The 14,608-nt window shown below is 66.1% G+C and carries 11 protein-coding genes; 7 read left to right on the top strand and 4 right to left on the bottom strand.

Annotated elements, in window-relative coordinates:
- A partial coding sequence (locus tag EC845_RS22330) for a hypothetical protein (RefSeq protein WP_158615640.1) occupies nt 1–4,535 on the top strand: 4,535 nt, incomplete at its 5' end.
- Between the two features lie 20 nt (nt 4,536–4,555).
- Here the strand turns inward: EC845_RS22330 and EC845_RS06245 are convergent.
- The 3 genes from EC845_RS06245 to mntR all read right to left on the bottom strand — a co-directional run bounded on the left by EC845_RS06245 (nt 4,556) and on the right by mntR (nt 7,601).
- A complete protein-coding gene (locus tag EC845_RS06245) occupies nt 4,556–5,452 on the bottom strand; it encodes an SMP-30/gluconolactonase/LRE family protein (RefSeq protein ID WP_123296294.1) in 897 nt (298 codons plus the stop codon).
- A gap of 60 nt (nt 5,453–5,512) precedes the next feature.
- Nucleotides 5,513–7,051, bottom strand: a complete 1,539-nt coding sequence (locus EC845_RS06240; protein ID WP_123296293.1) for a 3-hydroxyacyl-CoA dehydrogenase — start codon at nt 7,049–7,051, stop codon at nt 5,513–5,515.
- 76 nt (nt 7,052–7,127) lie between these two features.
- Nucleotides 7,128–7,601: a manganese-binding transcriptional regulator MntR gene (mntR, locus tag EC845_RS06235; RefSeq protein ID WP_123296292.1), complete on the bottom strand. Its 474-nt coding sequence runs from the start codon at nt 7,599–7,601 to the stop codon at nt 7,128–7,130.
- A 207-nt stretch (nt 7,602–7,808) separates the two neighbouring features.
- Here mntR and EC845_RS06230 point away from each other — a divergent pair, with 207 nt between their 5' ends.
- The 6 genes from EC845_RS06230 (at nt 7,809) to EC845_RS06205 (ending at nt 13,322) form a co-directional block, all read left to right on the top strand.
- A complete protein-coding gene (locus EC845_RS06230; RefSeq protein WP_123296291.1) occupies nt 7,809–8,723 on the top strand; it encodes a metal ABC transporter substrate-binding protein in 915 nt (304 codons plus the stop codon).
- The gene (locus tag EC845_RS06225; RefSeq protein ID WP_123296290.1) at nt 8,720–9,688 is read left to right on the top strand and encodes a manganese/iron ABC transporter ATP-binding protein; all 969 of its coding nucleotides are present in this window, start codon (nt 8,720–8,722) and stop codon (nt 9,686–9,688) included. The genes EC845_RS06230 and EC845_RS06225 overlap by 4 nt, the downstream gene beginning before the upstream one ends.
- The gene (locus tag EC845_RS06220) at nt 9,685–10,578 is read left to right on the top strand and encodes a metal ABC transporter permease (RefSeq protein WP_123296289.1); all 894 of its coding nucleotides are present in this window, start codon (nt 9,685–9,687) and stop codon (nt 10,576–10,578) included. Before EC845_RS06225 ends, EC845_RS06220 begins: the two co-directional genes overlap by 4 nt.
- Nucleotides 10,575–11,420 (top strand): metal ABC transporter permease, encoded by an 846-nt coding sequence (locus EC845_RS06215; protein ID WP_123296288.1) that lies wholly within the window; start codon nt 10,575–10,577, stop codon nt 11,418–11,420. The genes EC845_RS06220 and EC845_RS06215 overlap by 4 nt, the downstream gene beginning before the upstream one ends.
- Nucleotides 11,421–11,610: 190 nt before the next feature.
- Nucleotides 11,611–11,949 (top strand): transcriptional regulator, encoded by a 339-nt coding sequence (locus tag EC845_RS06210; protein WP_233597942.1) that lies wholly within the window; start codon nt 11,611–11,613, stop codon nt 11,947–11,949.
- A complete protein-coding gene (locus EC845_RS06205; protein WP_123296287.1) occupies nt 11,946–13,322 on the top strand; it encodes a type II toxin-antitoxin system HipA family toxin in 1,377 nt (458 codons plus the stop codon). Before EC845_RS06210 ends, EC845_RS06205 begins: the two co-directional genes overlap by 4 nt.
- Nucleotides 13,323–13,391: 69 nt before the next feature.
- On the opposite strand, the gene dnaJ is transcribed toward EC845_RS06205, so the two are convergent.
- Nucleotides 13,392–14,534: a molecular chaperone DnaJ gene (gene dnaJ, locus EC845_RS06200; protein WP_123296286.1), complete on the bottom strand. Its 1,143-nt coding sequence runs from the start codon at nt 14,532–14,534 to the stop codon at nt 13,392–13,394.
- Nucleotides 14,535–14,608: the final 74 nt, after the last annotated feature.

Below are 14,608 nucleotides of genomic sequence, written 5' to 3'. Positions count from 1 at the left end.
GCTCGGGCATCGAGGCGCAGGATCGGCTCGATGGTCGGGTGGCGGGGGACACGCAGTTGACGGGTGCGACGCTGGGATCGAAGAGCCGGCAGGGCGACCTGACGACCGAGGGCAAGACGAAGGCGGTGGAGTTGGAGGATTACCGGGAGAAGGACGGGGGGTCGGGAAGCGCCAACGTGGGCTTTGGCCGCAGCGGTCTGCCGTCGGCGACGGTGGAGGGCTCGAGGGTCGAGCAGTGGAGCCAGAAGAGCACGCAGTCGTCGGGGGTGCTGCTGGAGGGCTACCGCTCGGAGGGCGGTGTGGAAGGAGCCTTGAAGTCGAAGGCCGGGGATCTGACGAAGGAGACGAAGAACGAGCATGTGGCGAGCACCGACATGGTGTTCACGATCTCGGATCCGCGCACCGGAAAGTCTGCCGGCAAGGCGCCTGGCAAGACCTCGGGCAAGGGGGCGCAGTCCCCGGCGAACACACCCGATGCACCGCCCCCTTCGTCCTTCAAGCCGCCACAGAAACTGGCCGATGGGCGGAGCGGGTACCTGCTGAGTCCACTCACGCCGGTGCGCGGCGATCAGATCGGCAGCATCGGTGCCGACCCCTTGGGACCCGGTGCATCGGGCCGGCAGCCCGCTGCTCAAGCATCTGTTCGCGAGGGCGAGAACCGTCCGGTTGCCGGAGACCCCTCGCAGACCGCCCAACATCCGGATGGGGCCGTGCAAACTCCCGGGCAGCCCGGGGACGGAACGGGCACGGCCGCACGAGGCCCCTATGTCACTGTCATCGAGCTCGGGAAAATCCCGGTCGATCCCGTTGAGTCGGCCGAGCGGACACCGGTGGGGCCTTATGTCACCACGATTCTCGTCAATCAACCGGATCCGAACATCCGGCGTGATCCGGCCCCGCCGCCCGTCCGCACGGAGTCATCCAGCACCTTGTCTCGTTCGTCGTCGAGCGATTCCGGATACGGCAGCACCAACAGCGCGCCTGAACGGAGACGGCTCACCGACCCGTCGCAACCGGTCGACCTTGCCGAGACCCCGCTGCCGCAGCGCAACACCGTCGCCGACGCATCGCCTGTCGACGGACCGCTTTCCCCATCATTCCTGGACCGAAACATTGCCGTGTTCAATGAAATCGCACGCCTGAATGTCGGCCAGAAAGACTTGAGTCCCCTGGTCACGGCATTTGGCGGATCGATCGGCGATCGCGCCGGCAGTACGGCAAAAAAACTGCATGCCTTGAAAAACTCGCTCGAGGCCTCTTTGCGGCCCGGGGCGGACGATGGCGGGAACGCCATGCGGATCCGGAATGCGAACGTCGAGGCGACCCGCATCATTGCCGATGGGCATGCCCGGCTGGAGTCGGCCGCCCGCTGGAGCAAGGCGCTGACATTCGGTGCCGACACGCGTGAACGCAAAGGCCGGCTCGAGTCTCTGCGGCTCGCTGAAAAAAAGGCGTATCAGAACAGCCAGACCAATCATCAGGTGGCCAGGGTGACCCGGGAGCTGTCGGAGATCCTGAAATACTCGCCCCCTGATTTCAAGGATAAACGGCTGGTCATGCCGGGCGGCGGCGTCAGTGAAAGCAACAGCATCGGGGTGAGTGCCGTGACCCGGCTGGGGTTCGGCGGTTCGTCGTCCAGTTCGTTCGAGGGCATGACCGTGCCTCAGTTTCACAGCGCCATGGGCTTTCGTGCAGCGGCAGACGTCAGAGCGGGCATGGCGTACAAACGAACCACCGAATTGGCCAGAACCAACGACGGAAACTTCATGATGAGCAAGATGGGCGTCATCGGGGGCAACCTGAGTGCGGGGGGACAGGTCGGCCTGGGGGTCGACATCCCGAAGCTGCCGTTGTTGGCCAAATCGCTGGATGTCGGACTCGGCGCGTCTGCCGCCCTGCGCATCGAAGGGGGCGCCACACGGCAGATCGATCAACACGCCACCTTGAACTCGACACCGGCAGATGCGCATGGCGTGCTTCTGCTCGTCAACATGGTCGAGCCGTCGGGCAGCGAGTCCGCATCGTCCAAACCATACAAGGACAGTGGGCTGACCGGTTTTCTGGTCTCGCCCAGCCGCCTGGACACGGGGGCCCTGGCCGGGGTGACGCAACGCCGCCTGCAGCGAGGCTACGACAACGAATCGAACATCCTGGATGCCTACGCCCGCGCGGGTGTCGAGGGCAAGGCGTTCGAGTCGCTGTACGGCGGGTCTCGGCCGCTTGCCGTGCAGTTCATGCCGGAGAGCGCCCAAGCCAAGCCCGACAGCATGGCCATGCTGCCGAAGCTGCTTCCCAAACCCTTGTGGATCACGCGCGACCAGAATTCGAAAGTCGTCTACGGCAAGGTCTCGGGCCAGGGTCAATTCAAGCTGGGTGTGCCCTTGCTTTCCTATTCGGTCGACATGGAGGCCATGCGCTCGAAGACCTGGACGCACCGAACCACGGAATCTGCAAAGCTGCCGCACAACGCGTTCGATCCGGCTCTCACCGGAAGCGTCGATCTGTCGGCCAAGTACATCCGTGAGTACACCGAAGCCAGCCAGAACCTGATGAAGGTCGTCGCCCGGCCGCTTGCCCAGGCCCTGGGTGTCGAGACCCACGACATCGCGAACGCCATGATGCAGATGGGCATGGCCCGGGGTCAGCACCTGGCGCTGGGACCGGACTCGGGAGAAAACGCGGTGGCTCTGCACCGGGATCTCATGGAGGCCGTCAACCGCATCAATCGTTTTGCCGTGCAGAACGACAAAGCGATCAAGCGGGCATCGTTGCCGCAGGTCCGGACCGCCATCAAGAAGCTCAATGAATACGGCTTCGGTCTTTCTTTTTCGGACAGCGAGCTGATGGGCATGACCGGCAGCAACAGCCGCACCAAAACGACGACCGCAGACCGAGACATCGCAATGGCAGTGGCCACCATCGAGGAGGTCTATTCGGCCGTCGCCGGTGCGCTGAAAGTCCGGGCACTGCTCGACGATGCGGGCAAGGCGCCCGCCTCCGGCGCGCCGCTCAGGGTGTCCGCACCGCGCGAGACCGGCACGATGCAGAAGCCCGCCGAGACGGACCTGGCTTCGACGGCGGCCCTCGACGCACTGGCCCATCCGCCGGTCTCGAAACCGAAGCCGCTGGACGAGCAGGTCGCCAAGATGCTCTACGACGAGCTCGATGCAGAGACGTTGCCGTTCCACAGGCTCACGCTGGTCAAGAACTCGGGCTTCAGGCGCGGATTCGACAACCGCGAGCATGGACAGACCACCACCACCACGGTCAAGTCTGCCAATTCGGGGGCGTCGATGCCCAACGCATTCGGCGAGTCGCTGGCCGTGCCGCCCAAGTTCGGCGACAACTTCGTGCCCCTGGTCGGCGGACCGAAGTACCTGGGCGGAAGCGGCCTGCAGAAGACAAAGCAGGTCACCACCACGCCCTTCGACTACACCGACCCTGGGCAGACGGGGATCACCACGGTCAAGCGCTACAACAAGACCACGTACAGCCTCCGGCCCGATACGTCGCAGGGGCCGAAAGCGGTGGTTCAAGCCTTGTTCCGCAGTCTGACCGGCGGTTGGGATTACACCTCCGACTATGGCCAGTCCAAGTGGCAGCAATACAGCTCGGCGGATCGAGGCCGAAAATTCCTGGCTTACGAAGCGCAGGGAAAGCAAGTCGAGAGCCAGAAAAGAACGGCGTTGAATTTTTCGGTCCCGATCGCGCCGGGCCTGTCTGTGGGCGGCGGTTTGACGGCCAGTAGCATGGCCACTGCCACGCAGTTCGACCACATGGTCTACGGCAACGATGTGGGAGCCCGGGCCATTCTCGCCAAGAAGCTGTTCAAGGAATGGTTCGCCGTCGAAGAGATCGGACCGGGCCGCAACAGCATTGCCCCCGACCTCGCGGTGTCGAAGTTCCAGGCCCTGCTGGGCGACGACGCCCAGACCGCCAAGCTGTTCCTGGGGGCCGATGGCGTGGACCCCATCAGCTCTCAGTTGTCGCAGATGCGCAATCTGATGCTGGACAATCCGCTCGGACAATACGATCCGCCGTTCGAGGGCGGCGTGGCACGGTTGCCTTCGCTTGCGCACGAACCCGTTCACACCAGCGACGGCGAGATCCGGCCGGCCTATGAAAACGCGGATGCCTACATCGACAAATCGGGGTTCCTGGGCTACATGCTGAACAATGCCCCGGTGGCGCTCAGCCGGCTCGCGGTCAAGACCTGGCTCGACAAGAAGCAGGGCATGCTCTTGCCGAGAGCCGCCGACATCGATGCCCTGCTGAGTGGTCCGCCCCCCAAGGGGGCAGGTCCCGAGGCCAAGACCCTGCAGCAGTTTCTCAAGCAGGCTTCTCTGGCGCAACGGCTGGCGTTCTACCGCTCTCCGGAAGGCGAGGGCCTGGTGAGGAATTTCCTGATCGCGATGGATTTCGCGGGGCATTTCAACGACTTTGTGGTCGCCAACAACACCTATCGCTACACGGTCAAGGACGACGTCCGCAAGCAGCAGGACAAGCTGCTGCAATCGCCGGCGTCGTCCCGTTGACGACCCCCGTGGCGAACGGCTCAGCCGCGGTAGGGCACTTCGGGCAGACCCTTCACGCCCGGCACCACGGCAAACACCGCACCGGCCAGCGCCTCCTGGCCTGCAGGGGGCTGCGGGGGGCGGATGGACGTGATCACCAGGGTATCGAGCCGGGGGCCCGCGAAGGCGCACATGGCGGGCTTGTCGACGGGCACCTGGATCGACCGGTCGAGCCGGCCCTCGGGTGTGAAACGGTGCACCAGGCCCGCATCGTTGCCGCAGATCCAGTAGCAGCCGTCCTCGTCGACCGCGGCACCGTCGGGGCGGCCGGGGTAGTCATTCATGTCGATGAACAGGCGCCGGCCGCTCAGCGAGCCGTCGGCCGCCACATCCAGGGCCCAGACCTTCTGCACGCTGGGATGCGAGTCCGAGATGTACATGATGCGGCCGTCGGGGCTGAACGCGGTGCCGTTCGGGGTGATGAAACCGCCGAGCACATCGCGGGTGCCGTCCGCGCCGGTGGTCAGGTAGAGGTGACCCTCGGGCGCGGCCAATCCCATGTTGCGCACCATGGTGGTGGACCAGAAACGCCCGGCGCGGTCGACGCGGCCGTCGTTGAAACGCATGTTGTCCTGCGCATGGCGGGCCTCGTGCAGGCTCTGCGCCTTCACGCTGCCGTCGGCGGCCAGTTGCAAGTGGAAGATGCCTGTCGACATGCCGGCGATCAGTCCGCCGCCCGCGTGCAGTCCGATACAGCCGGTCTGTTCGGACACCGACCATGTCCGCACCTCGCGGTCCGACCAGTTCAGCGCGTGGATGCGCTGGCCCTCGATGTCGGACCACCAGAGCCGTTGGTCGTGTACGGACCAGACCGGGCTTTCACCCACTCCGTCGTGGGTGTGTACGAACAGTTCGGCGCGTGGCGCTGCGGATGTCATGGAATAGGTCTCCTCTGGTTTTGATGACTGGGGCCGGACTCGATTGTCAGGCAAACATGATCAGTCCGCTTCGGGCTGCAGCAGACTCAGGCCCAGCGCACCGCGGCGGCGCAGCCACGGCGAAGGGCGGTAACGCGGATCGCCGTACACCGTCTGCAGGTTGAACAGGATCTCGAGCACGCTCGACGGGTCGTAGCGGTCTCCCAGCGCCAGGGGGCCGACCGGATAGCCCAGCCCCAGGGTGACGGCGGTGTCGAGGTCCTGCGGGCTGCAGATGCCTTGCTGGCAGATGTCGCAGGCGATGTTGACGATGGTCGCCAGCACGCGCTGGGTCACGAATCCCCCGCTGTCGCGGATCACGCTGACTGCCTTGCCGTCGCGGGCAAACAGTGCATGGGCCGCGCGGCGCATGTCGGGCCGTGTGGCCGGATTGGTGGCCAGCACGCGGCGGCGCGTGACCTCGTCGCTGACCAGCATGTCGATGCCGAGGGTCCGGGTCGCATCGAGCCGGTCGACAGCGGCCAGCGTGGTGACGTCGAAGCCCAGCGGGGCCACCAGGATCAGCGCGTGGGCACTGGCATGGGCACCGGTCTCGAGGGTGGCACCCAGATTCTTGAGCAACTGCAGCAACTCGGGCCGGCGTGCGGCGCGCGGCGAGACCCAGACCGGCGGCAGCGTGGCGACCTCGGGCACGGCGGGCTCGGGCGCCAGTCGGGCCTGGCCGTTGTCGTACGCATAGAAGCCTGCGCCGCTCTTGCGGCCCAGCAGGCCGGCGCTCAGGCGCTGGGCCGTGATCACGCTCGGCTTGAAGCGCGGTTCGTCGTAGTACTGGCGGTAGATCGACTCCATCACGGGGTGCGAGACATCCAGCCCGGTGAGGTCCATCAGCTCGAACGGACCGAGCTTGAAACCCGCCTGCTCGCGCAGGATCAGGTCGATGGTCTGGAAATCGGCGACGTCTTCGCTGACGATGCGCAGAGCCTCGGTGCCGTAGCCCCGGCCCGCATGGTTGACGATGAACCCCGGGGTGTCCTGTGCCTGCACGGGCGTATGGCCCATCTGGCGGGCGTAGTCGGCCAGCGACTGGCACACGCTGTCTTCGGTCGCCAGGCCGCGCACCACCTCCACCACTTTCATCAAGGGAGCGGGGTTGAAGAAATGGTAGCCCGCGAAACGCTGCGGACGCTTGAGCCGTGCGGCGATGGCCGTGATGGGCAGCGACGAGGTGTTGGTGGCGAGCACGGTTTCCGCCGAGACGATGCGTTCGAGATCGGCAAAGACGTGCTGCTTGATGTCCAGCCGTTCGATGGCGGCTTCGACCACCAGCGTGCACGGTGCAAAGGCCTGAAGGTCTTGCGCGACCGACACGCGGGCCAGGTACGCCTGAGCGGCGTCGGGTGCGAGGCGGCCTTTGGCCACCAGCGACTGCCATTGGTGATCGAGCGCGGTGCGGGCCTGTTCCGCCGCGTGGGACGACGTGTCGTACAGCCAGACGCGGCTGCCGGCCTGTGCCGCCAGTTGGGCGATGCCGCGGCCCATGGCGCCGGCGCCCACGATGCCGACATCGGAAAAGATCAGGGATGAAGAGGGGGTTTGCATGTCGGGGTTCTACCAGGCGGCAAGGCGCGGTAACGCCTGCCGGATCGATTGACGGGGAAAGACCGGCGGAGGCGTATCAGGCCAGCGCCGCCGGGTGGCCGCCCTGGGCCAGGAAACGGGCAAAGGCTTCGAGCGTGGCTTCGCTGACGTGGTGTTCGATGCCTTCGGCGTCGCGCCGTGCCGAGTCGGCATCGACGCCCACGGCCAGCAGCAGCTGTTCCACCAACTGGTGGCGCTTGCGGCTGGCTTCGGCCAGGCGTTCGCCCTCTTCGGTCAGGAAGGCGCCGCGGTAAGGCTTCTGCACCACGTAGCCGGCTTCGGCCAGGCGCTTGAGCATCTTGGCCACGGTGGGCTGGGCCACGCCGATGCGCGCGGCGATATCGACCTGACGCGCCTCGCCCGTGTCGCGGATCAGGTCCGAAATCAATTCGACGTAATCGTCGACGCGCTCCTGCCGGCGTGCTTCGCGGGCCTGGCGGAAGCTCTCGACCTGAACCGAGGCATCGACCAGGCCGGCGTTTGGCCTGGCTGAGGTTTGCAGTGTGCTCATCTATTCTCCAAATAGGCCCGCAGTCATCGCAGGGCGGGCCGTCTACAGACCGTATTTTCACCGATGTGAGCTATGCCTGTCATAGGGTATGGCTAATGCTATTAGATATAGCCTGTGCTATATTTGGTCATGGGTTCAGGCAGCTGCCGCCACCGGATCCCGACCGCGCGTCATCCCATTCCAAATTCCATGAACCTGGAGTTCCGTATGTCTGGTTTATTTCGTCGTCGCCGTGTCCTGGCCGGAGCCCTGGCCGCGGCAGCCTCGCTGGGGCTGGCCACGCCTCAGGCCGTCCTGGCGCAGGACAAGTTCAAGGTCATCACCACCTTCACCGTCATCGCCGACATGGCACGCGAAGTGGCAGGCGATGCCGCCATCGTCGAATCCATTACCCGGCCCGGCGCCGAAATCCACAACTACCAGCCCACGCCCGGCGATCTCGTGAAGGCGCAGGGGGCACAACTGGTGTTGTGGAACGGGTTGAACCTCGAGCTCTGGTTCGAGAAATTTTTCCAGCGCCTCAAGAACGTGCCGGGCGTGGTGGTGTCCGAAGGCATCAAGCCCATGGGCATCACCGAAGGCCCCTACAGCGGCAAACCCAATCCCCATGCCTGGATGTCGCCCAGCGCCGCCGAAGTCTATGTGGACAACATCCGCGACGCACTGGTGCGTCACGATCCCAGGAACGCCGCCGTCTACAAGGCCAATGCCGAGGCCTACAAGCAGCGCATCGCCCAGGCCATCGAGCCCATCCGCCGCCAACTGGCCGCCGTGCCGGAAAGCCAGCGCTGGCTGGTGACGAGCGAGGGCGCCTTCAGTTATCTCGCGCGCGACTTCGGCCTGCGTGAACTGTATCTGTGGCCCATCAATGCCGATCAGCAGGGCACGCCGCAGCAGGTGCGCAAGGTGATCGATGCGGTGCGCAAGAACAAGATCAAGGCGGTGTTCAGCGAAAGCACCATCTCGCCGGCGCCCGCGCAGCAGGTGGCCCGCGAAACCGGTGCGGCCTACGGCGGCGTGCTGTTCGTCGATTCGCTGAGCGAACCTTCCGGTCCGGTGCCGACCTACCTCGACATGCTGCGCGTCACCTCGCAAACCATCGCCCAGGCGCTGACACGATGAAACACACCGGCCCGTCCCACAACGCTGCACCGGGTCTGCCGGCTGCCGCGCAGGCCCTTGCCGAAGAATCGCCCGCAGGCCTGTCGGTCCGCGGCGTGACGGTGACCTACCGCAACGGTCACACCGCACTGCAGGACGCCAGCTTCGAGATTCCCGCCGGCACCATCGCGGCGCTGGTCGGTGTCAACGGCAGCGGCAAATCGACGCTGTTCAAGGCGATCATGGGTTTCCTGCGCATGGCCCAGGGCGATATCGCCGTGCTGGGCCAGTCGGTGCGGTCGGCCATGCGGCGCAACCGGGTGGCCTATGTGCCGCAGAGCGAGGAGGTCGACTGGAACTTCCCCGTGCTGGTCGAGGACGTGGTGATGATGGGGCGCTACGGCCACATGGGTTTCCTGCGCATGCCCCGCCAGGCCGACCGGCAGGCCGTGGACCAGGCGCTCGAGCGTGTGAACATGACCGCCTTCCGCCACCGCCAGATCGGTGAGCTCTCGGGCGGCCAGAAAAAACGCGTGTTCCTGGCCCGCGCCCTCGCACAGGACGCACGAGTCATCCTGCTCGACGAGCCCTTTACCGGCGTCGACGTGAAGACCGAGGACGCCATCATCGAACTGCTCAAGGTCTTGCGCGACGAGGGCCGCGTGATGCTGGTGTCGACCCACAACCTCGGCAGCGTGCCCGAGTTCTGCGATCGCACCGTGCTGCTCAACCGCACGGTGCTGGCCCACGGCCTCACGCAAGAGGTGTTCACGCGGGCCAATCTCGAGAAGACTTTCGGCGGCGTGCTGCGCCACTTCGATCTGCCGGGCCAGGACGGCGTGGAAGCCGGCTCGATCATGGGCATCATCACCGACGACGAACGGCCGCTGGTGCTGCGCGACGGCCGCTCCACCATCCGGGGCCGCGCCCAGCACGAGCAGGAGCGCGAAGACGCCGACCGCCGCGAGGCAACGGAGAACCCATGATGTCGCTTCTGCTGGAGCCTTTTCAGTACGGCTACATGGTCAATGCCATGTGGGTGTCGGCGCTCATCGGGGGCGTCTGCGCCTTCCTGTCGTGTTACCTCATGCTCAAGGGCTGGTCGCTGATCGGCGATGCCTTGTCGCATGCCATCGTGCCGGGGGTGGCCGGGGCCTACATGCTCGGGCTGTCGTTTTCTCTGGGCGCTTTTTTCTCCGGCGCCTTGGCGGCAGGGGCGATGATGTTTCTCAACCAGCGAACCCGGCTCAAGGAAGACGCCATCATCGGCCTGATCTTTTCCTCCTTCTTCGGCCTGGGCCTGTTCATGGTGTCGCTGTCGCCCACGTCGGTGAACATCCAGACCATCGTCCTGGGCAATGTGCTCGCCATCACGCCGGCCGACACGCTGCAGCTGGCGCTGATCGGCATCGTGTCGCTGGGGGTGCTGCTGGCCAAGTGGAAAGATCTGCTCGTCACCTTTTTCGACGAGACGCACGCCCGTTCGATCGGCCTCAACACCACGCTGCTGAAGGTGCTGTTCTTTGCCCTGCTGTCGGCCTGCACGGTGGCGGCGATGCAGACGGTCGGGGCCTTTCTGGTCATCGCCATGATCGTCACGCCGGGAGCCACGGCCTATCTGCTGAGCGACCGCTTCCTGCGTGTCATTCTGATCGCGGTGGCGATCGGCGTGGGCAGCAGCTTCGTCGGCGCCTATGCCAGCTACTTCCTGGACGGCGCGACCGGAGGCATCATCGTGCTGTTGCAGACGGCGTTGTTCCTGCTGGCTTTTGTGCTGGCGCCCAAGCATGGGGTGCTGGCCGCACGGCGCAAGGCCAGGCTGGCGCTGACCGTGCCGCCGGCCCGCCAACCGCTGGCCGGAGGTGTGCAGTCATGAACGCCGAGTTGTTGCTGGCCCCCCTGCAGTTCGATTTCATGCGTTATGCCATGGCCATCGCGGTGCTGGTGGCCGTGCCCACGGCGCTGCTGTCGTGTTTCCTGGTGCTCAAGGGATGGGCGCTGATCGGCGATGCGATCTCGCACGCGGTCTTTCCCGGCGTGGTGATCGCCTACATGATCGGCCTGCCGTTCGCCGTGGGCGCCTTTGTGGCCGGCATGTTCTGTGCGCTGGCCACCGGCTATCTCAAGGACAACAGCCGGGTCAAGCAGGACACCGTCATGGGCATCGTCTTTTCCGGCATGTTCGCGCTGGGCCTGGTGCTCTACGTGAAGATCCAGAGCGACGTCCACCTCGATCACATCCTCTTCGGCGACATCCTCGGCGTGGGCGTGCCCGATCTGTGGGAAAGCGGCATCATCGCTGCCGTCATCGGCGGCTGGGTGCTCTTCAAGTGGCGCGACCTGCTGCTGCATGCCTTCGATGCCATCCAGGCCCGCACCGTGGGTCTGCGTGTCGGCTTGCTGCATTACGGCCTGTTGGCGGCGGTTTCGCTGGCGGTGGTGGGGGCGCTCAAGGCGGTCGGCATCATCCTGGCCATCGCGCTCCTCATTGCCCCGGGCGCCATTGCGTTCCTGCTGACCCGGACCTTCGGCGTGATGCTGCTGGTGGCCGTGGCCATCGCGGTGCTGGCGGCGGTGGGCGGGGTCTATCTCAGCTTTTTCATCGACAGCGCGCCGGCGCCCACGGTCGTGGTCATCCTGTCCCTGGTGTTCATCGCTGCCCTGGGCCTGTCGATTTTTCGCAGCCGGCGGGTGGCGAGGGTGCTGCCGACCGCCTGAAGATCGGAAGCCGATCGGCGATTGGCGGACGATTCCGCCTGCGCAAGGCGCACGATGCACCCTGTGCGATACATAATCGAGGATTCTGGCTCGCAGATCGGACATGCGGCAGGGGCCGGCCCGGCTTTTCACAGCGGCGGCGTTGCCGCCGCCGATCGGGTCACGGCAAAAATCTGAGGTTGATGAGGGTATGAGTCAAGATGGGTTCGACATTCTCGAGGCGGGGTCGTCAGGCGCGGCGGTGTCCGTGCAGGCGCTGACCGCCCTGAGATCCGTCGGCGAGAACGTGCGCACGGCACGCCTGCGCCGCCGCGAGACCGAGGCCGTCGCCGCAGCCCGTATCGGCGTGGCCCGCTCCACCTGGCGCCGCCTCGAGGCCGGTTCGCCCAAGGTGGCGATGGGGGCCTATGCGCAGGCCTTGCTGCTGTACGGCTTTGCCGAGCAGCTGTTCGCGCTGGGCGATCCCCATGCCGATCCGGAAGGCCGGGCCCTCGATGCGGCCCTGCGGCCGACGCGAGGCCGCCAATGAACGTCTCGCGCAAGAAGATCCGCGACAAGGTGGTCGCACCGCTGGTCGATGTGTATGCCGTGCTCGACGAGGGGCCGGTCCTGGCCGGCCATCTCGATCTGGCCGAGTCCGATGATTTCCAGGCCCGATTCACCTATGCGGACAGCTGGATCGAAGCGGCTCGGGCCGGACAGGCATTTGCCCTCGATCCGATCAACCTGCCGCTCACGGCCCGGCCCTACGTGGCCAGCCACCGCGACCATCTGCTGGGCGCGCTGTTCGATGCCACGCCCGACGCCTGGGGCCGCACGCTGATGGCCTTGAGCGAAGGCACGCCCGGACATGCCCTGCCCGAGGGTAGGGTGCTGAGCCTGGGCAAAGGCTCGGGACTGGGGGCGCTGGTCTTTTCCCCGCCCGGTACGGTGCCGGCGCTCGAGCCCCTCGACCTGCCGGGGCTCGACGATCTGCCGGCGCTTTACCAGGCCGCTCAGGCCGTCATCGCCGGCGGCAGGGCCGAGCCGCAAGGTCTGCAACGGCTGGTCCGCTCGTGGGATATGGGCGGCGCCCGTCCCAAGGCGGTCGTGCGCGACAAGGCCGGCGTCGAATGGGTGGCCAAGTTTCCGCGCGGACGCGAGTCGTACAGCCGGCAGCGGGTGGAGTGGGCCAATCTCGAAATGGCGCGGGCGATCGGCATGACCGTGCCGCAGACCGAGATCGTCGAACTGGGCGACGGCGAGGCCGCGCTGCTGGTTCGGCGCTTCGACCGCGAGCCTGGCGTCAAGCGCCGTCTGCATGCGTTGAGCGCCGTATCCCTGATCTCGCCGCCGGCCACTTTCGACATGCGCCAGATGGACATGGCGCGCGGTGCGTCGCTCCATTCCTATGGCCGCATTGCCGAAATCACCCGCCACATCAGCGTGCGTTTCTCGCGCGACATGGGCGAACTGTTCGCCCGCATGGTCTTCAACGTGCTGGTGCGCAATACCGACGACCATGCCCGCAACCACGCGTTCGTGCGATCGGGCGACGGCTTTCGCCTGGCGCCGCTGTTCGATGTGGTGACGCAGCCGGGCCACGGCCGGCACAGCCTGCACATCGGGCCGGGTGTCGGCGAGCAGCGCTGGGAAGGGGAGCTTGGCCGTATCGGTTCGCTGGCCAACGCACTGGCCGGCGGACGCCAGTGGGGCCTGAAGCTCGACGGCATGCATCTGCTGCTCGAGCGGGTGCAGAAGGTGCTGGCCAACCGGCGCACCTACTACGCCGCTTCGGGCATGGACGCGGCGCAGATGGAAACGGTCGAACAGTGGCTGTCGCCGGAGATCGCCCCGGCGGATCGGCCACGCCGGCACCAGCGGGCGGCTGCGCCCGGCGTGGAGCAGGGCAGCCTGTTCTAGAGTGGGCGGCGGCCGGGTCCTGCCAGACGTCCCCGGTGCTCGAAGCGGCGGGGACGCCCGCGCACGGGCTTAGCTGAACAGGTCCTTGGCCTTGTCGAACCAGCTCTTGTCCGAGGGGCTGTGCTTGGCGCCGCCCTTCTTGAACGACTCGTCGAGTTCCTTGATCAGCTTGCGTTGGTGCTCGGTGAGCTTGACCGGGGTCTCGACCAGGATGTGGCAGTACAGGTCGCCCGGGTAGCTCGAGCGCACGCCCTTGATGCCCTTGCCGCGCAGGCGGTAGGTCTTGCCGTTCTGCGTGCCTTCGGTGATGTCGATGTTGGCCGAGCCGCCCAGGTTGGGCACTTCGATCTCGCCACCCAGCGCGGCGGTGGTCACGCTCACCGCGACCTGGCAGTGCAGATCGTCGCCATCGCGCTCGAACACGTCGTGCTTCTTGATGTGGACTTCGATGAACAGGTCGCCCGGAGGTCCGCCGTTGGAGCCCGGCTCGCCGTTGCCGACGCTGCGGATGCGCATGCCTTCGTCGATGCCGGCCGGGATCTTGATCTCCAGCGTCTTGTGGCTCTTGATCTTGCCCTGGCCCTGGCAGGCCGTGCAGGGCTCGGGGATGATCTTGCCGGTGCCATGGCACTGCGGGCAGGTCTGCTGCACGGCAAAGAAGCCCTGGCGCATCTGCACCGAGCCCGCGCCATGGCAGGTCGTGCAGGTGATGGGGCTGGTGCCGGGTTTGGCGCCCGAGCCATGGCAGGTGTCGCAGTCGTCCCAGCTGGGGATGCGGATCTGGGTGTCCTTGCCGGCAGCCGCTTCCTCGAGCGTGATCTCCATGGCGTAGCTCAGGTCGCTGCCGCGGTACATCTGGCGGCCACCGCGGGAGCCGCCCGCGCGGCCACCGAAGACGTCGCCGAAGATGTCGCCGAACGCCTCGGCAAAACCGCCGAAGCCTTCGGCACCGCCGCCCATGCCGCCGCGCATGTTCGGGTCCACGCCCGCATGGCCAAACCGGTCGTAGGCTGCGCGCTTGTCGGCATCGGAGAGCATTTCGTAGGCCTCCTTGACCTCCTTGAACTGCTCTTCGGCTTTCTTGGCGGCATCGCCCTGGTTGCGGTCGGGGTGATGCTTCATCGCAAGCTTGCGATAAGCCTTCTTGATGTCGTCGTCGCTTGCGTTCTTGGCGACGCCCAGAACCTCGTAATAGTCGCGTTTGGTGGCCATGGCTGACTTGCTGCTTGCTGCTGTGTGCGGGAGTCCGGACGGGATCGTGGCGTGCCCGGATTCGGTGGAGCGGC

The sequence above is a fragment of the Comamonas sp. BIGb0124 genome (genome assembly GCF_003752175.1).
Lineage (GTDB): Bacteria > Pseudomonadota > Gammaproteobacteria > Burkholderiales > Burkholderiaceae_C > Comamonas_F.
Note: the sequence above shows the minus strand (reverse complement) of the source record. Positions and strands in the feature narration are given on the sequence as shown.

What these genes read in the sequence shown, in the direction of transcription:
- EC845_RS06245 (WP_123296294.1), bottom strand. Translation starts at nt 5,452, where the DNA reads ATGACATCCGCAGCGCCACGCGCCGAACTGTTCGTACACACCCACGAC.
- EC845_RS06240 (WP_123296293.1), bottom strand. Translation starts at nt 7,051, where the DNA reads ATGCAAACCCCCTCTTCATCCCTGATCTTTTCCGATGTCGGCATCGTG.
- mntR (WP_123296292.1), bottom strand. Translation starts at nt 7,601, where the DNA reads ATGAGCACACTGCAAACCTCAGCCAGGCCAAACGCCGGCCTGGTCGAT.
- EC845_RS06230 (WP_123296291.1), top strand. Translation starts at nt 7,809, where the DNA reads ATGTCTGGTTTATTTCGTCGTCGCCGTGTCCTGGCCGGAGCCCTGGCC.
- EC845_RS06225 (WP_123296290.1), top strand. Translation starts at nt 8,720, where the DNA reads ATGAAACACACCGGCCCGTCCCACAACGCTGCACCGGGTCTGCCGGCT.
- EC845_RS06220 (WP_123296289.1), top strand. Translation starts at nt 9,685, where the DNA reads ATGATGTCGCTTCTGCTGGAGCCTTTTCAGTACGGCTACATGGTCAAT.
- EC845_RS06215 (WP_123296288.1), top strand. Translation starts at nt 10,575, where the DNA reads ATGAACGCCGAGTTGTTGCTGGCCCCCCTGCAGTTCGATTTCATGCGT.
- EC845_RS06210 (WP_233597942.1), top strand. Translation starts at nt 11,611, where the DNA reads ATGAGTCAAGATGGGTTCGACATTCTCGAGGCGGGGTCGTCAGGCGCG.
- EC845_RS06205 (WP_123296287.1), top strand. Translation starts at nt 11,946, where the DNA reads ATGAACGTCTCGCGCAAGAAGATCCGCGACAAGGTGGTCGCACCGCTG.
- dnaJ (WP_123296286.1), bottom strand. Translation starts at nt 14,534, where the DNA reads ATGGCCACCAAACGCGACTATTACGAGGTTCTGGGCGTCGCCAAGAAC.